Source organism: Lutibacter agarilyticus, assembly GCF_900188235.1.
Lineage (GTDB): Bacteria > Bacteroidota > Bacteroidia > Flavobacteriales > Flavobacteriaceae > Lutibacter > Lutibacter agarilyticus.
Genome location: NZ_FZNT01000002.1, coordinates 389,628 through 406,734 on the forward strand (window position 1 = coordinate 389,628; position 17,107 = coordinate 406,734).

Consider the following 17,107-nt stretch of genomic DNA (forward strand, 5'->3'; position numbering starts at 1 on the left):
CAGTATTTTACAAGTAAAATTTAATATAAATTATTAAAAGTTTTGATGTTCTTAATATTAGTCTAATTTTGACAAATTATTATAAATTTGAAATACGATTTTTTTAAAGCTAGTAACTAACACTTTATTTTTTGAAAACGAAACCAATAAAAATACTACTTGGCAGAACCGATATTGTTGATTTTCCTGGATTGGAATTATTTGGAATTGATATAAAGATTGATACAGGAGCGTATACATCAAGTTTTCATTGTCATCATATAGAAATTGTTAACAATGTATTAAAATGTCAATTTTTAGACCCAAAACACCACAAATACCACGATAAATATTTTACATTTAAAGAATTTATTCAAAAAAATGTAAAAAGTTCAAATGGAATAACAGAAAGTAGATTTATAATAAAAACGGATATTCTTATTTTTAATGAAATTCATACCATTGAATTGTCATTAACAGAGCGTGGATCAATGACTTACCCTGTTCTTTTAGGAAGAAAATTTTTGTCTAAAAAATTTATTATTGACACTGCTAAAAAAAATCTATCATATAAAAATTTAAACAAAAAAAACGAATAAAATGAAAATTGTTGTTTTATCTAGAAATCAAAATTTATATTCTACCAAAAGGCTCATAGAAGCTGGTAAAAAAAGAAATCACGAAATGTTAATTGTAGATCATACCAAGTGTGATATTATCATTGAAAAGAAAAAACCAGCCATACGTTACAAACAAGAGTTATTAACAGGTGTTGATGCTGTAATACCAAGAATTGGTGCTTCTGTTACCTTTTTTGGAACTGCTGTTGTTCGTCAGTTTGAAATGATGAAAGTATTTACTGCAGTTGAATCTCAAGCGCTAATGCGTTCACGAGACAAATTAAGAAGTTTACAAGTATTGTCTAGAGCCGGTTTAGGATTACCTAAAACAGTTTTTACAAACTATTCAAAAAATGTAGAGGATGTTATAAAAAGTGTTGGCGGAGCACCTTTAGTTATTAAAATTTTAGAAGGTACTCAAGGTTTAGGTGTGGTTTTAGCTGAAACACATACAGCCGCAACTTCAGTATTAGAGGCTTTTAACGGTTTACAAGCACGTGTAATTGTTCAAGAATTTATCAAAGAATCAAAAGGTGCTGATATTCGTGTTTTTGTAGTTGATGGTGTTGTAGTTGGCGCTATGAAAAGACAAGGTAAAGAAGGAGAATTTCGTTCTAATTTGCATCGTGGTGGTTCCGCAGAAATTGTAAAACTTTCTATAGATGAAGAAAATGCAGCTTTAAAAGCTGCTAGAGTTATGGGCTTAGGTGTTGCTGGGGTAGATTTACTCCAGTCTGCGCGCGGACCATTAATTTTAGAAGTTAACTCTTCACCAGGTTTAGAAGGTATAGAGGAAGCTACAGGAATTGATATAGCAGGTAAAATTATTCATTATATTGAACGTCATGCCGAGTGAGTTTAAAATTCTCAATAAAAAGGTTGAGTTAGGAGAAACCGTTACAATTAATATGGATATTGCGCGTTTAACTACACGCTCTAAAATTGACATACCTGTTATTGTTTCAAGGGGTAAGGTTGATGGTCCTTGTTTATTGTTAATTGGAGGTATTCACGGCGACGAAACCAATGGAATAGAAATTGTACGTCAGCTCATTGCTTCTGGTCAACACAAGCCTAATAAAGGAACTATTATTTGTATTCCGTTATTAAATGTTTTTGGTTTTTTAAATCAATCAAGAGAGTTTCCTGACGGAAGAGATTTAAACAGAATGTTTCCTGGCTCTAATACAGGTTCATCAGCAAGTAAATTTGCTTATTATTTAATGAAAGAAGTGATTCCGAAGGTAGATTATTGTATAGATTATCATACTGGTGGTGCGCAACGTTTTAATTATTCTCAAGTAAGAATAAATGGCACTGATGAAGCAACCCTAGAATTAGCAAAAGTGTTTGGTGCTCCTTTTATTGTGTTTAGTAAAAGTCAGGAAAAAACGTTTAGAAATTCTATGGTTAAATTAGGTAAAAAAGTACTGCTTTTTGAAGGAGGAAAATCCTTGAATCTTGATAAAAAAGTCACAAAATCTGGTATTCAAGGTGCATTAAATGTCATGCATTTTTTAGGATTACGCGAACATGTTTCACAAATTTTAGATCCTTTGGTTCAAAATCCACCTGTTGTAATTCAAAGCTCAAAATGGATTAGAGCTACGCATTCAGGTATGTATAGATCCTATATTAGTGCAGGTCAAAAAGTTGAAAAAGGAGCTAGACTGGGTAGTATTTCTGATCCTTATGGTGCTTATGAAAAGGTTTTTAAAAACCCACAAGAAGGATATATTTTAAATTCAAATCATTCACCAGTTGTTATTCAAGGTGATGCTTTATTACACATAGGCTTCGAATAAAAAGTGTTAAAAGTTAACAACATATCATTTGGTTACACTTCAAAAGAAGTATTAAAAAATATTAGTTTTCAGGCTAATAAAGGTGACTATATTGCCATTGTTGGTGAAAGTGGTTGTGGAAAAAGTACCTTATTAGAAATTATTTACGGCTTATTGCATATTGATAAAGGTACTGTATATTGGAACGAAAAGAAGCTTTTAGGCCCTAATTTTTACTTAATTCCTGGTGAAGATTTTATGAAATATTTACCTCAGGACTTCGATTTAATGCCCTACACCACTGTTGAAGATAATATTGGTAAAAACCTTTCTTATTTAGATGAACATAGAAACCAGCGCATAGCCGAATTATTAGACGTTGTTGATATGGTTGAGTTTTTAAAAACAAAGGTTAAAAATTTAAGTGGTGGTCAAAAACAGCGCGTGGCAATTGCAAAAGTACTAGCAAAAGAACCTGAAGTTTTATTGTTAGATGAGCCTTTTAGTCATATTGATAATTTCAGAAAAAATAAATTACGTAGAAGTTTATTTAAATATTTAAAATCAAAAAATATTTTGTGCTTGGTAGCCACGCATGATACTACTGATGCACTTTCTTTTGCGGATAAAATTATAGTTTTAAAAGATACTAAAATTGAAACTATTGGTACACCTGAAGAAGTTTATAACAACCCAACCTCAAGTTACGTTGCTTCATTTTTTAATGAAATAAATGAAATTCCATTAGCAGCAATTGATAAGAATTCTACAAGTAAGGCAACAAAATTGGTGTACCCAAATCAACTTACAGTTGTACCTAAATCTAGTATAAAAGCAACGGTACTTCATTCTTATTTTAAAGGAAGTTTTTATTTAATTGAATCAAACTTAAACGGAACCACCCTCTTTTTTGAACATACGGAACAACTTCAAACAGGCGCAAGCATTTTCTTAAAAATTCATTAAAATTTAAACTTTATGTACCTGTTTTAAAAATTTACAGTACATTTGTTGAGTGATTACTCAATCTAAATTTGAAAAAAGACTGTTAATTTTAGAAACAGCAACAAAACTTTTTGTTGAGCGTGGTTTTCACGCAACTCCTACTTCTGCAATTACAAAAGAGGCAGGTATGAGTGCTGGAATTTTGTTTCATTACTTTAAAACCAAAGACGATTTAATTGTTCAACTGTATGTTGACTTAAAAATGGAGTTCACAGGCAGTGTTTTAAAAGATGTAGATACCTTAAAAGCAGGGATAAGTAAGTTGCGTTTAATTTGGCTAAATTCTTGGAAATGGGGCTTAGAAAACCCGTTAAAGTTCGATTTCCTTAGGCAGGCAGACAATTCTATCTATTCTGAAAAAATTAAAAGTCATCCAGATATTGTTGAAAAGTACGCGTGGTTTTGCAACTACATTGAAACGTACAAACAAGAACGATTTGTAAAAAATACCGACACCATTTTTATCATGAATATGATGTTTGGTATGATTGTAGCAATGGTAAATCAACTACGATGTAAACCTGAATTAAAAACAGATACATTATTTTTAGAACAGGCTTGGGAAATGTTTTATAACTCGTTAAAACCTTAACCATTAAAAAAATTTGAACAAATTATTGAGTGAATACTCAGTCAAAAGATATAATTATAACTAAAAATCAACTACATGAATAATACAGCATTAATTACTGGAGCATCAAGCGGAATTGGAAAAGAATTTGCCATTATTCATGCAAAAAATGGTGGAGATTTAGTTTTGGTAGCTCGTAGAGAAGATAAATTAATTGCTTTAAAAAATGAAATTGAACAACAGTTTAAAGTAAACGTTGAAGTAATTTCAAAAGACTTATCTATTGTAAATGCAACTACTGAAATTTATACAGAAGTGAAAAAAAAAGAGATTGAAATTAACTACTTAATAAACAATGCTGGTTTTGGTGGTATTGGTAAATTTCATGAGCGATCACTCGAACAACACATATCAATGATCAACCTAAATATTGTAGCATTAACATCATTAACTAGATTATTTTTACCAGATTTTGTGAACCGAAATAATGGAAAAATACTAAATGTTTCTTCTACTGCAAGTTTAATGCCTGGTCCATTACAGGCAGTATATTTTGCGACTAAAGCATACGTAAGTTCTTTTAGCAATGCTATTGCCGAGGAATTGCATGATACCAACGTTACTGTTACTAATTTAATGCCTGGCGCAACTGAAACTGAATTTGGAAATATTTCGGGAATGGATAAAACAGAAATATTTAAAGATACTGCTTCAGCTACTTCTGTTGCTTTAGATGGTTATAACGCTATGTTGAAAGGAAAATTAGATGTTATATCAGGGCTTACTATGAAGCAAAAAATAATGATTGGTAGCATTCCATTTAGTCCTAAAAAAATGGTGTTGAAAATGACAAGAAAATTACAAGAAGTAAAAAATGGTTAAAAAGCTATTCAAACTAATAAAAAAAATTATGATTGGAATGATATCTATCGTTGGAGTTATTACGCTTGTAGGTGTTACTTTTATCAATGTGAGTCCTCAATTTGGTGCAAATTCAAATGATTTAAGTTTAGAACGTATTAGGAAATCACCCAACTTTTTAAACGGAGCATTTAAAAACGCAGAAAAAACATTACAAAGCACAGGATTTAAGTGGAGCACCATTCCTAAGTTTTTTACTGATGGAAATAATAAAACACCTGCAGTTGATTTACCAATTGAAAAGTTGACCAAATCTTTTTTTTCTAATAAACCTTTAGCACCTAGAATAACCTGGTTTGGACATTCTGCAGCTTTTGTAGAATTGGAAGGATTGAATATTTTTATTGATCCAATGTTAGGTGATGTTCCTGCTCCTCACCCATTTTTAGGATCAAAGAGGTTTCAAAAAGAATTGCCAATTGCTATAGATTCTCTACCAAGTATTGATGTGGTATTAATTTCACACGATCATTACGATCACTTAGATTATGGTTCAATAGTGCAATTAAAAGATAAGGTTGCTAAATTTTATGTTCCTTTAGGAATTAAAGCACATTTGACTTCTTGGGGAGTTGCTGCTGATAAAATTACAGAGTTTGATTGGTGGGAAAGCATAAATTTCAAGGGAATTGAATTTGTATCTACACCAGCACGTCATTTTTCTGGTAGAGGTGTAACCAATAGAAACAGTACCTTATGGTGTTCTTGGGTGTTAAAATCAGCTATTTCTTCTATTTTCTTTAGTGGTGATAGTGGTTACGGAAAACACTTCAAAGAAATTGGGGAGAAATACGGTCCGTTTGATTTTACAATGATGGAATGTGGGCAATACAACGAGCAATGGTCTCAAATTCATATGACTCCAGAAGAAACCATACAAGCAAGTATTGATGTTAAAAGCAACTTGGTAATGCCAATTCACTGGGGAAGTTTTAAACTTTCGTTACATAGTTGGGACGACCCAATTGTTAGAGCTACCGCAAAAGCGAATGAACTAAACGTAAAAATTACCACACCAATTATTGGTGAAGGTATTGTTTTAAATCAGGACAATTTCCCATCAAGCACATGGTGGGTTTCAAAAATAAAGAAATAAGATATTCGCATTTAAAACAACATTCTCTAATTTTCTGTTCAAGTTATGGATCCTTGTTTTCAAAGGAACGATAAGGTTTATTAAAACTCAAATTTCAATTGTACATCAATAGGTTTTTCAGGTTTTTTTTTAGAATGAATATTTAAATTTGTAACTGATATTCCTAGTAAACGAACAGAGTTTTGTACTTTTTCTTGAAACAATAGTTCTTTTACAGTTTCTAACAACACCGCTTTTTCTTTAATAAAAAATGGTAACGTTTTACTACGTGTTTGTGTGGTAAAATCACTGTATTTTATTTTTAAGGTAATTGTTTTTCCAGAAACTTTTGATTTAGATAAACGTCGTTCTAATTCTTCAGAAATTTGTTCTAATTTTTCTAGCATAAAAATTTCAGAGGTCAAATTGGTTTTAAAAGTATGTTCGGCTGCAACAGATTTTCGTTCTCTGTTTGGTTTTACCTTGCTATGATAATTACCTCGCACTAAGTTGAAATAATGGGCTCCAGAGCTCTTAAAATGAGCTGTTAAAAATGCTTCATCTTTAGCTTTTAAATCTTTTCCTGTAAAAATACCTAAGTTAAACATTTTTGCTGCGGTAACTCTTCCAATTCCAAAGAACTTTTCAATGGGTAATGCTTCTAAAAAATCGATAACCTCTTCTGGCGGAATAGTTTTTTGCCCGTTAGGTTTATTAATATCTGAAGCTATCTTAGCCACAAATTTACTGTTTGAAATTCCTGCGGAAGCATTTAAATGCAATTCATCAGCAATACGTTTTCTAATTTCTTTAGCAATTAAACTAGCTGAGGGATTCCCTTTTTTGTTTTCGGTAACATCTAAATAAGCTTCATCTAAAGAAAGCGGCTCCACCAAATCGGTATAGTCAAAAAAAATGGCTCTAATTTTTTGTGAAATTTCTTTATAGCGTTCAAATCTAGGTTTTACAAATATTAAATGCGGACATTTTTTACGTGCCAAAACGCCGCTCATTGCAGATCGAACACCATATTTTCTGGCTTCATAACTTGCAGCGGAAACTACACCGCGTTCACTTGCACCACCTACAGCTAAGGGTTTTCCTCTTAATTCAGGATTATCTAATTGCTCTACTGAAGCATAAAAAGCATCCATATCTACATGAATTATTTTTCGATATGTGTATTCTTCAGTCATAAATTTACAGCTATCTTTTGATAGCTGCATTAAATATAAAAAATTTGTACATTAGCCCACTATCAATACTAATTAAAAATAACTATTATGAAAAAAGGACTATTAATGATGACCATGGTATGTTTTATTGGTTTTTCAAATTCAGTGAATGCTCAAAAACTACCGAGCGTAAAAATGCCAAGTACTACAGATGTTAATGCTACTCAAATGCAAGCATTATTTGAAACTCCAGAAGTGCAGGAAAAAGTGAAAGAACAATTGATGGAAAACCCTGAATTAAAAAATACAGCGATTGATTATTTAAAAAACAATCCTGATACTGCTACGGAAATGGCTAAAGTAATTAGCAAAAACCCTACATCAAAAAGTAAAATTATAAAGTATATTATGGATAATCCAGCGTTAACTAAAAAAGTAATGGATTATATTAAAAGCAATCCTGATTTGTTGCAAAAAGCAATGAAGTTAGTAGGAATGTAATCTTAATTTCAATCAAATATAAAAGGGTGCAATTCAATATTGCACCCTTTTTTTGAGTCTTATTTTTCAGTTAAACCACTCCTTGAGCCAACATTGCATCTGCTACTTTTACAAAGCCAGCAATATTTGCACCCGTTACATAATCTATATAACCGTCGCTTTTTGTACCGTATTTAATACAATTTTCGTGAATATTTGACATAATTTTTTGTAGTCTTTCATCAACTTCTTCACGAGTCCAAACAATGCGTAAAGAGTTTTGAGACATTTCTAACCCTGAAGTTGCAACTCCACCTGCATTGGATGCTTTTCCTGGAGCGTACATAATTTTTTCAGCTTGAAATGCGTGAACTGCATCAGGAGTTGAAGGCATATTAGCTCCTTCACTTACAACATAACAGCCATTTGCCAATAACTTTTTGGCATCTTCAATATGTACTTCATTTTGAGTTGCACAAGGCATCGCAATATCACATTTAACAGCCCAAGGTCTTTCTCCTTTAAAGAACTTAGCTTTTGGATATTTAGTTAAGTATTCGCTAATTCTACCTCGTTTTTTATTTTTAAGCTCCATTACAAATGCTAATTTTTCAGCATCTATCCCATCTTCATCATAAATATAGCCTGATGAATCAGAAAGTGTTACTACTTTAGCACCTAATTGTGTTGCTTTTTCACAGGCATATTGTGCCACATTTCCAGAACCAGAAATAGTTACAACTTTACCTTTAATAGTATCTTTTCTAGTTGCTAACATACTTTGTGCAAAATACACCGTACCATAACCTGTAGCTTCAGGACGAATTAAAGATCCACCCCAAGACATTCCTTTGCCTGTTAAAACACCTGTAAATTCATTTCTAAGTTTTTTATACATGCCAAATAAGTATCCAATTTCTCTTCCTCCTACGCCAATATCTCCAGCTGGAATATCTGTATTTGGACCAATATGACGGAATAATTCACTCATAAAACTTTGACAAAATCGCATAATTTCACCATCAGACTTTTCTTTAGGATCAAAATCAGCGCCACCTTTACCACCACCCATTGGCAATGTAGTTAAGGCGTTTTTAAACACTTGTTCAAAAGCTAAAAATTTTAAAATGCTTAAATTTACAGTTGGATGAAAACGCAAACCACCTTTGTAAGGTCCAATTGCCGAATTCATTTCAATTCTAAATCCCCTGTTTACTACAATTTCCCCCGTATCATCAATCCAAGGAACTCTAAACATCAATACTCTCTCTGGCTCACACATTCTTAATAAAATATTTTTGCCATTGTAAATTTCCTGACTAGCAATATATGGTATAACCGTTTCGGCTACCTCTACCACTGCTTGTAAAAATTCTGGTTCAAATTGGTTGCGTTGCTTCACCAAATTCATGAACTCTTTTATTTTTGATTCCATAATTTATGACGTATTATGTTATTTTTTATACAATTTACTACACAAATATACTTAAAATATGAATAATCCTCAAAAATACAAACAAGTATTAACGAAATAATTAACGAAAACTAAAACGTTTTCGTAATACATTGTCTATACAAATATGTTAAGTGATTTTAGTTACAAAAAACTTCTTTGTTTCTGAATTTGTTTCTGTAATTTGAATACCAATAAAAATGTGTAAATTTGCACCTTAATTTTACACAAAATGTTAGATAAAGTAAAAGAACTTATTGGTGAAGTATCTTCATTTAATGCTGGAACAAAAGAAGAAATTGAAGCGTTCAGAATTAAATATTTAGGAAGTAAAGGGTTGTTGAAAGACTTATTTACTGAATTTAAAAATGTTGATGCTGCATTACGTAAAGATTTTGGACAAGCACTAAACAAGCTAAAAACATCTGCTGAAGATAAAGTAACTTCTTTAAATGAAGTACTTGAAAACGCCGTTGAAGATAAAGGGTTTTACGGTGATTTAACAAGACCATCTGAGCCTATTGAGTTAGGTTCTCGTCATCCAATTTCTTTGGTTCGAAACAAAATTATTGATGTATTTTCAAGAATTGGTTTTACCGTTTCTGAAGGTCCAGAAATTGAAGATGATTGGCATAACTTTACCGCTTTAAATTTACCAGAATATCACCCAGCACGAGATATGCAGGATACGTTTTTTATTGAAACTGATCCAGATATTTTATTGCGTACGCATACATCATCAGTGCAAGTACGTTATATGGAAAATAACAAACCACCTATTAGAACCATTTCACCAGGTCGAGTGTTTAGAAACGAAGATATTTCGGCACGTGCACACTGTATTTTTCACCAGGTTGAAGGTTTGTATATTGATACTGATGTTTCTTTTGCCGATTTAAAGCAAACCTTGTTGTATTTCACTAAAGAAATGTTTGGAAAATCTAAAATTCGTTTGCGTCCATCTTATTTCCCATTTACAGAACCAAGCGCTGAAGTCGATATTTACTGGGGATTGGAAACGGAAACAGATTATAAAATTACAAAAGGAACAGGTTGGCTTGAAATTATGGGCTGTGGTATGGTAGATCCAAATGTTCTTAAAAATGCCAATATTGACCCTGAAATTTACTCAGGATATGCATTTGGTATGGGAATTGAACGTATTGCAATGTTGTTATATCAGATACCTGATATTAGAATGTTTTATGAAAACGATGTACGTTTCTTAGAGCAATTTAAATCAGTAATATAAATTATTAAATTCCGCTCTAGAGCGGAATTTTTTTTACCAGTAATTATGAAGAAAGATATTGAATTACCAGAAGTATCAAACGTTTTTATGGCTGTTGTTAAAGAGTACAACAACGAATTTAAATGTGACGATTGGAACGCTTATATTATCAACAATAAAACTGTTGATTTAGAAATGGTGCTTATTGTTTCTAAAGGATACGACGAAGATAAATTACTTGAAACCGCAGTTTTAAGGCATAAAATTGAAAAGCTACCAGCACAATCGTATGCAAAGGTTGAATTATTACAAGAGGATGTTTTAAAACTAGCTAATTTTTTTAATGTTACTTTTTTTGAAGGTTCAAAAATGTACGATAAAAAATATTTGTTTGAAAAAGGAATTATTAAAGAAGGAAATTTACGCAATGTACCTTTGTTAAATAAACGAGGTATTTTAATAAAATAAGCCTATTTAAACTTTTATTTCGTCCTTTAATAAGTATTTAAATAATACTGCTTTTAGTTTATTTAAATCAATAGGCTTTGTTATAAAATCATCACAGCCAGCATTTAAAGCGGTTTCTTTATCCTCTCTGGTTGAGTAAGCTGTTTGAGCTACTATAGGTAAATTAGGAAAGTCTTTCTTTATATTTTTTGTTGCTTCAAGTCCGTCCATTACGGGCATGTTAATATCCATTAACACAAAATCAATGGTGCTATTTTTACACATTTCAATGGCTTCAACCCCATTTTTAGCATGCAATAAATCACAATCAATACTTATTTTTTCAGTCAATAATATTTCAATAAAAAGATAATTAACTTCTTCATCTTCAACAATTAGAATGGTGTTTTTTTCCTTAGTAGCTACATTTTTTTTCTTTTCTTTCAAAGTTTTATCTACAGGATTATAGGGTAACGAAATCATAAAAGTAGCGCCTTCCCATTTTTTTGATTTCACAGAAATTTCACCTCCTAATAACTCAGTATTTTCTTTTGCTATAGACAATCCAAGACCTAAACCACCCACATTTTGAGCGAGATTTTTTTCTTCTTGTGAAAACCTATCAAAAATAATTTCTTGTTTTTCAGGTGCGATACCAATACCTGTGTCTTTTACAAAAATTTCCAAGTTTGTATTTGTTAAGGTGTAACCAAACCTTATTTCACCTTTATTGGTGAATTTTAAAGCATTTTCTAGTAAATTACTTATAATTTTATTTAGTTTGGATTTGTCGGTTAAAATGGTGCTTTCAGCATCTGTTAACCCTTTTTTAACGTACAGGGGTATTTTATTTTCTTTTGCCTTGATATCAAAAATTGAGAATAGTTCAAGTAATAAATCGTTTAAACAAACGGGTTTTTCAATTACTTTTACTTGGTGTGTCCCTAACCTAGAAATTTCTAAAATATCATCAATAACACGTAGTAATTGTTTTCCACTATTTTGAATAATATTTATAAAATAACTTTTTTTAGTATCTGAAAGTTCAGGATTATTTAAGAGTTCTGAGAAACCTAAAATACCGTTCATTGGAGTTCGTATTTCGTGCGACATATTGTTCAAAAACTCTGTTTTTAATCGGTTGCTTTCTTCTGCTTGTTCTTTTGCATTCAACAATTCAACAGCTTGTTCTTCAAGTTTTAAAATGGCTTTTTTACGCACCGTAATATTTCTGTGCGAACCAAATAATCGTATTGGCTTTCCTTCTTCATTTAACAATGCTTCTGCTCTGGCTAAAATCCAAATATACTTACCACTTTTATGTAGTAATCTAAATTCAGAAATATATTGACCTTCAGGATTTTTTAAATATTCATCAATATAATTAGTTGCTTTTTCAAAATCTTCTGGGTGTAATAAGTTTTTCCATACATCAATCGTATTTTCAAGTTCATGAGGCTCATAACCAAGTTGACGTTTGTAATATTTAGAATAATAAATTTTATTTGAAATGATATCCCAATCAAAAATACCTAAACCAGTGGCTGTGTTTACCAATCGGTAACGTTCATCACTTCTTTCAGCTTTTTCTTTTGCTAATTTTAATTCATTTTCTACTTTTTTAATAGCGGTAACATCAATAATAGAAACAATTGCTTTTCCATTTGTATCAATTTCAGAATTGATGATTACGGAAATAATAGTACCATTTATTGTTTCTAATTCTGTTTCATTTGCATAATTTTTGACATTTGAAACAACCGCAATAATATCTTTTCTAAGTTCATCAACTTCTTTTTCAGTAGGTCCTTCTCTTAAATATTTGGCAAAGTCTTCAATATGAGTTGCTCCGAAAAGATTTAAGGTACTTTCATTTGCGCTTTTTAAACTTACTTTAGCTAAGCATTCTTTAAAAAAGTCTGGATTTTTAATAAAATATGCATCTAAGTCTTCAGGTTTAATACCTTTGTTTACAATGTGTTTTTTTACTTCTTCAAAGTCAATTTCAAGAAGTGCAACCGGACTTTTTTCAAATAAATTTCGATACTTATTTTCACTAGTTACTAATAATTTATTTTTTTGTGATAACTTTTGAGTAATTTCAATTAATTCATTATTTTTTGTTTCTAGTTTTCGATGAGAATCTTTTATATATGAAATATCAGTTATAAGAGCAAAAGACCCAATTATTTCCTTCTTTTTATTGTAAAGTGGTGAAGGTTTTAAAAGGCAAGTAACTAAAGTTCCATCGCTTTTTAATAAGTCTATTTCATAGCTAGAAGAGAGTCCTTTTTTTCGTTTTGCTAATTCGGTTTTAAAGGTTTGTGCCCCTTGTTTATTTACAAAATTAAATACTGATTTATTTATTATTTCAGGTTCTTTTAAGCCTAATATTTTACATAATTTTTCATTTACATTTATGGTAATTGCATCTTTGTTAATAATCCAAAAACCTTCATTAGCAGTTTGTAAAATCTGGCTTAAATAATCTTCCTTATCTTTTATAGTTTTATAAGCATTTTTAAGATTATTTTCTGCGTTTTTTCTTTCGGTAATATCTTCTTTAATTGCTAAGTAATTAACAATTTTACCAAACTTATTTTTTATTGGAGTTATGGTTACATTTTCCCAAAAATGTTTACCGCTTTTAGTTTTATTTTCAAATTCACCCTTCCAAATATTACCTGCGGAAATGGTTTCCCACATTTTTTTATAGTATTCTTTTGGCTGACTTTTGGAACCTAAAATACTAGGGTTTTTACCTATAGCTTCATTTGAAGTGTAACCTGTTAATTGGGTAAATTTTGGATTTACATATTCTATTTCAGCATTTAAATTGGTAATTATAATTACGTTTTCACTTTGCTCTACAGCTGTAGAAAGTTTAATATTTTCAGTTTCTCTTTTTTTTCTTTCTGAAATATCTCTAGCCAAGCCTATAATTAAAGATTCTCCATTTAATTTTGTGTGTCTAGTTCTAATTTCAATATTAAAAATAGTGCCATCTTTGCGTTTGTGTTTACTTTCAACAGTAACTGAATTTTCTAAAGGTAGATTTACCCAAAAATGTTGAAGATCTTTAGTGTTAATGTGTTTAGTATCAATATCTAGCACATTCATTTTTAGTAATTCCTCTTTACTGTATAAAGTTTGTTCACATGATTTATTATTTACTTTTAAGATATTTCCTTTTAAATCTGAGATATATAAGGCGTCACCAGCTTGTTCAATTATTGTTTTAAATTGGGTATTGCTTTCATTTAATTTTTTTTCAACAGCTTTTTTGTGTGTAATGTCTCTTATAGCTACCACTCTTTTCGTCCCATTTTTATAGGCAACATTTTTAGCTTCAATTTCAACAGAAAACACTTCTCCATTTTTTTTTATTCCTTCAACTTCATACGGAGCAGCATAACTTTTTTTTAATTTTTTTTGAATTAATTCCTGATAGTTTTTTGGAAATAAAAGTGTAATTACATCTTTACCTAAAAGTTCCTTTTTTTTGTATCCAAACATTTCTTTAAATGCTTTGTTACAATCAAATGCAATGCCTTTTGTATGTACCAATATGCCTTCAAAAGTTAAATTGGCTAATTCATGAATTTCAGTTTCTTTTTGTTTTTTTATTTTTTTGAAAATTAAATTTTCAAGGACTTTTTCAACTTTAAGAGCAACAATTTTAATAATTGCTTCTATGGTTTCTAAATGTTTAAAAGGTGTACTATCCATTAAAACAATGAGTCCAATAGGCTCTTTTTTTGAACTCCACAAAGGGAATCCAATATAACTGTTTATATTATTTTCAATTAAAAAGTTATCTTTTGGAAATTTTTGTTGAACTTCAGTTGAATAAATGCATAAATTTTTATTAATAACATTTTCACAAGGTGTGTTACTTAAATTATATGAAAATTTCGGTCCAAAAACGCCTTTATTATTTAAAACAGCTACTTTAACCAAATTGGGTTCGTCAATAGAATATGTATTTATAAATACGTAATTAATTTTCAATAACTGAGATAAAAATGTTGAAACTTCTTGAAGTAATTCTATACCAGAACTTTTATAGCCATGTGATGATATAAATTGTAGTGTTTTTTCTATATAGTTTTGTTCCAGCGGCATTGTTGAGGTTTTTTTTAATAAACTTTATAAAAAATACTACGAAAGTTTAAGTCTTAAATTTATGAAAGAGTAATTCAAATTTAAACTTTTTGAAAAAAATGTTGAATGATAATTGTCATCATATTAACCTTATAATTTTATTAAATATAACAATTTAACCTTGAAATTCAGTATTTTGACGATTTTCATCAATATTAATTTAAACAAGCGCTGTTGATTCATATCAAATTAAGTATTTTAGCTTTTAAATATTAGCTTTTTACTATATGAAAACTTCTTTTACCTTTTTATTTGTATTTTTTTTACAAGTACTATCAGCCCAAAATATTCCACTTTATGTGGGTACTTATAACGAATCAGGAAGTAAAGGAATTTACTATTACGATTTTAATAGCGAAACAGGTAAGTTAACTAATAAAAAACTAGCTGTAGAGGCTTTAAATGCTTCTTTTTTAGCTATTTCATCTAATAGAAAGTATTTGTATACCACTAGTAAAACTGATGACCAAAAAGGGTTTATAAATGCTTATGCTGTACAAAATGATAATTCGTTGATGTTTTTAAATTCAGTAAGCAGTAGAGGAGATGGGCCTTGCCATATTCAATTAAATGAAGCCGACACAAAATTGGTTGTTTCTAATTACGGTGGAGGTACTATTGCGGTTTGTAATATAAACCAAACTAATGGAACTATTGAAGATGCCTTTCAGGTAATTGATCATAATACGCCAGGTATAAAATCACACGCGCATTCTGCTAAATTTTTGAATAATAACTTATTTGTAGCTGATTTAGGTCGTGACTTTTTAGCGCAATATGTTGAAGATGAAGGTTCTTATTTATTGAAAAAAAATTATGATATGGCACCTAAAGCGGGTCCTAGACATTTTGATATTTCAAAAGGTGGTAATTATATTTATGTAATAAATGAATTAAATTCTACCATAACTGCATTAAAAAAAGGTGCAGTAGGTACTTATACCGAAATTCAGACTATTAGCACGTTAAAAGATGGCTATATTGGAATGAATGCATGTGCCGATATTCATTTATCTAAAGATGAAAAATTCTTATATGGTTCAAATAGGGGAGAGAATAGTATTGTTGTTTACAAACGTAATACAGAAGACGGAATGCTTGAAAAAATTCAATCAATATTTGTTGAAGGAGATTGGCCACGTAATTTTACGTTAACTCCTAATGGCAAATTTTTATTAGTAGCCAATAGACGAAGTAATAATATTAGTGTGTATAAAGTAGGTGAAAATACGGGTACATTAACCTATTTATATACCGAAACTACTTCAGCGCCAGTGTGTTTATTGTTTTAATTTAAAATAATAAATATTATCATTGCTATTATACCTAAAAGAGGTTAAATAGCCGCTTTTTTCTGAATCAAAAACAACACCTAATTCGTCAAATTCTGAATTAAATTCGTTAGCCTTTTTAGGATATGACCATCGGCCATCAATTCTTTCAATTTTAAAAATATTAAAATCGCCTGCACCTCTTACGGCTTTTGTAATATAATCTTTTCCAGCTTTAATAACAGTATAGTTTACAGGTCTGTCTTTATTAGTAGAAAGATTAGATGAAAAGTAAATAGTATTTTCATTAAAATAGGTTGGATTTATAATATCAAAATCGGGATGCGAAATATAAACCACTCCTTTTTTAATCCATTTACCTAGGTCGTTTTTTGCGTATTCCATAATATGAATGGTTTTTCTTTCGGTACTAACAACAATTAAGTGGTTTCCGTTTTTTGAAATACAAGGGTCGGTATATGAATAATTTTTATTGCAAAAAGATAAACTTTCAATACCAGATACTTTTTGATCCTCAATAATTCCCTTATAAATAGTTGAATTGTAATAGCCTGTACTGTCCTTTGTTTTAGAGATTCCCGTAAAGTAAATCTCATTTTTGAATGTTGAAGCAGCACCAAAATCAAACCTAGCACCTAGATTTATTTTTTTTGATTTTGATTGTAAATCAGAGTAGTACAACCTGTAGGTTTCAGCTTTATAGTCAGATACATAAATTAAGCCATTTTTATAGATGGTTGGAAAAACATTTCCTACTGATGTATTTGATAAATAGGTCTCAAATAATTGTATACTATCAGTTTCTTCAATTAAATAACGTTCTTGTGCTTTGGTAATAAAAACAAAAAAAAGTGCAATGATGCAAGTATATGTTAATTTCATAGAATGAATTTAATTACATGAACTTCAA

The 17,107-nt window shown here is 30.3% G+C and carries 15 protein-coding genes; 11 read left to right on the forward strand and 4 right to left on the reverse strand.

Annotated elements, in window-relative coordinates:
* The first annotated feature begins 131 nt into the window (after positions 1-131).
* The 7 genes from CHB67_RS04430 to CHB67_RS04460 all read left to right on the forward strand — a co-directional run bounded on the left by CHB67_RS04430 (position 132) and on the right by CHB67_RS04460 (position 5,976).
* Complete coding sequence (locus CHB67_RS04430; RefSeq protein WP_245813420.1) at positions 132-578, forward strand: ATP-dependent zinc protease family protein; 447 nt, start codon at positions 132-134, stop codon at positions 576-578.
* Position 579: 1 nt separating this feature from the next.
* On the forward strand, positions 580-1,455 hold the full coding sequence (gene rimK / locus CHB67_RS04435; protein ID WP_089380533.1) for a 30S ribosomal protein S6--L-glutamate ligase: 876 nt from the start codon (positions 580-582) through the stop codon (positions 1,453-1,455).
* Positions 1,445-2,404 (forward strand): succinylglutamate desuccinylase/aspartoacylase family protein, encoded by a 960-nt coding sequence (locus tag CHB67_RS04440; protein ID WP_089380534.1) that lies wholly within the window; start codon positions 1,445-1,447, stop codon positions 2,402-2,404. The genes rimK and CHB67_RS04440 overlap by 11 nt, the downstream gene beginning before the upstream one ends.
* A 3-nt stretch (positions 2,405-2,407) precedes the next feature.
* A complete protein-coding gene (locus CHB67_RS04445; RefSeq protein ID WP_089380535.1) occupies positions 2,408-3,349 on the forward strand; it encodes an ABC transporter ATP-binding protein in 942 nt (313 codons plus the stop codon).
* 49 nt (positions 3,350-3,398) lie between these two features.
* Positions 3,399-3,980, forward strand: coding sequence for a TetR/AcrR family transcriptional regulator (locus tag CHB67_RS04450; protein WP_141119677.1), 582 nt, complete (start codon positions 3,399-3,401; stop codon positions 3,978-3,980).
* Between the two features lie 75 nt (positions 3,981-4,055).
* Positions 4,056-4,841 carry an SDR family NAD(P)-dependent oxidoreductase gene (locus CHB67_RS04455; RefSeq protein ID WP_089380536.1) on the forward strand — a complete coding sequence of 262 codons (786 nt, stop codon included), beginning with the start codon at positions 4,056-4,058 and terminating at the stop codon, positions 4,839-4,841.
* A gap of 28 nt (positions 4,842-4,869) precedes the next feature.
* Positions 4,870-5,976 (forward strand): MBL fold metallo-hydrolase, encoded by a 1,107-nt coding sequence (locus CHB67_RS04460; RefSeq protein WP_245813422.1) that lies wholly within the window; start codon positions 4,870-4,872, stop codon positions 5,974-5,976.
* 80 nt (positions 5,977-6,056) lie between these two features.
* Here CHB67_RS04460 and dinB read toward each other — a convergent pair whose 3' ends face one another.
* A complete protein-coding gene (dinB, locus tag CHB67_RS04465) occupies positions 6,057-7,151 on the reverse strand; it encodes a DNA polymerase IV (RefSeq protein ID WP_089380537.1) in 1,095 nt (364 codons plus the stop codon).
* An 87-nt stretch (positions 7,152-7,238) separates the two neighbouring features.
* Here dinB and CHB67_RS04470 point away from each other — a divergent pair, with 87 nt between their 5' ends.
* Positions 7,239-7,631: a hypothetical protein gene (locus CHB67_RS04470; protein WP_089380538.1), complete on the forward strand. Its 393-nt coding sequence runs from the start codon at positions 7,239-7,241 to the stop codon at positions 7,629-7,631.
* Positions 7,632-7,701: 70 nt separating this feature from the next.
* Here the strand turns inward: CHB67_RS04470 and gdhA are convergent, their stop codons facing one another.
* The gene (gene gdhA / locus CHB67_RS04475; protein WP_089380539.1) at positions 7,702-9,045 is read right to left on the reverse strand and encodes an NADP-specific glutamate dehydrogenase; all 1,344 of its coding nucleotides are present in this window, start codon (positions 9,043-9,045) and stop codon (positions 7,702-7,704) included.
* 250 nt (positions 9,046-9,295) lie between these two features.
* On the opposite strand from gdhA, the gene pheS reads away from it, so the two are divergent.
* Together pheS and CHB67_RS04485 are read left to right on the forward strand one after the other, a co-directional pair.
* On the forward strand, positions 9,296-10,315 hold the full coding sequence (gene pheS / locus CHB67_RS04480) for a phenylalanine--tRNA ligase subunit alpha (protein ID WP_089380540.1): 1,020 nt from the start codon (positions 9,296-9,298) through the stop codon (positions 10,313-10,315).
* Between the two features lie 45 nt (positions 10,316-10,360).
* Complete coding sequence (locus tag CHB67_RS04485) at positions 10,361-10,762, forward strand: hypothetical protein (RefSeq protein WP_089380541.1); 402 nt, start codon at positions 10,361-10,363, stop codon at positions 10,760-10,762.
* Between the two features lie 6 nt (positions 10,763-10,768).
* Here CHB67_RS04485 and CHB67_RS04490 read toward each other — a convergent pair whose 3' ends face one another.
* On the reverse strand, positions 10,769-14,866 hold the full coding sequence (locus CHB67_RS04490) for a PAS domain-containing hybrid sensor histidine kinase/response regulator (RefSeq protein WP_089380542.1): 4,098 nt from the start codon (positions 14,864-14,866) through the stop codon (positions 10,769-10,771).
* Positions 14,867-15,132: 266 nt separating this feature from the next.
* On the opposite strand from CHB67_RS04490, the gene CHB67_RS04495 reads away from it, so the two are divergent.
* The gene (locus CHB67_RS04495) at positions 15,133-16,197 is read left to right on the forward strand and encodes a lactonase family protein (protein WP_089380543.1); all 1,065 of its coding nucleotides are present in this window, start codon (positions 15,133-15,135) and stop codon (positions 16,195-16,197) included.
* Here CHB67_RS04495 and CHB67_RS04500 read toward each other — a convergent pair.
* Complete coding sequence (locus tag CHB67_RS04500; protein WP_089380544.1) at positions 16,186-17,079, reverse strand: hypothetical protein; 894 nt, start codon at positions 17,077-17,079, stop codon at positions 16,186-16,188. The two genes, CHB67_RS04495 and CHB67_RS04500, sit on opposite strands and share 12 nt — an antisense overlap.
* Between the last annotated feature and the right edge of the window lie 28 nt (positions 17,080-17,107).

Excerpts from the sequence above, each read along its gene's own strand:
- CHB67_RS04490 (WP_089380542.1), bottom strand. The coding sequence starts at position 14,866 with ATGCCGCTGGAACAAAACTATATAGAAAAAACACTACAATTTATATCA.
- CHB67_RS04485 (WP_089380541.1), top strand. The coding sequence starts at position 10,361 with ATGAAGAAAGATATTGAATTACCAGAAGTATCAAACGTTTTTATGGCT.
- gdhA (WP_089380539.1), bottom strand. The coding sequence starts at position 9,045 with ATGGAATCAAAAATAAAAGAGTTCATGAATTTGGTGAAGCAACGCAAC.
- pheS (WP_089380540.1), top strand. The coding sequence starts at position 9,296 with ATGTTAGATAAAGTAAAAGAACTTATTGGTGAAGTATCTTCATTTAAT.
- CHB67_RS04500 (WP_089380544.1), bottom strand. The coding sequence starts at position 17,079 with ATGAAATTAACATATACTTGCATCATTGCACTTTTTTTTGTTTTTATT.
- rimK (WP_089380533.1), top strand. The coding sequence starts at position 580 with ATGAAAATTGTTGTTTTATCTAGAAATCAAAATTTATATTCTACCAAA.
- CHB67_RS04470 (WP_089380538.1), top strand. The coding sequence starts at position 7,239 with ATGAAAAAAGGACTATTAATGATGACCATGGTATGTTTTATTGGTTTT.
- CHB67_RS04460 (WP_245813422.1), top strand. The coding sequence starts at position 4,870 with ATGATTGGAATGATATCTATCGTTGGAGTTATTACGCTTGTAGGTGTT.
- CHB67_RS04440 (WP_089380534.1), top strand. The coding sequence starts at position 1,445 with ATGCCGAGTGAGTTTAAAATTCTCAATAAAAAGGTTGAGTTAGGAGAA.
- CHB67_RS04495 (WP_089380543.1), top strand. The coding sequence starts at position 15,133 with ATGAAAACTTCTTTTACCTTTTTATTTGTATTTTTTTTACAAGTACTA.
- CHB67_RS04455 (WP_089380536.1), top strand. The coding sequence starts at position 4,056 with ATGAATAATACAGCATTAATTACTGGAGCATCAAGCGGAATTGGAAAA.
- dinB (WP_089380537.1), bottom strand. The coding sequence starts at position 7,151 with ATGACTGAAGAATACACATATCGAAAAATAATTCATGTAGATATGGAT.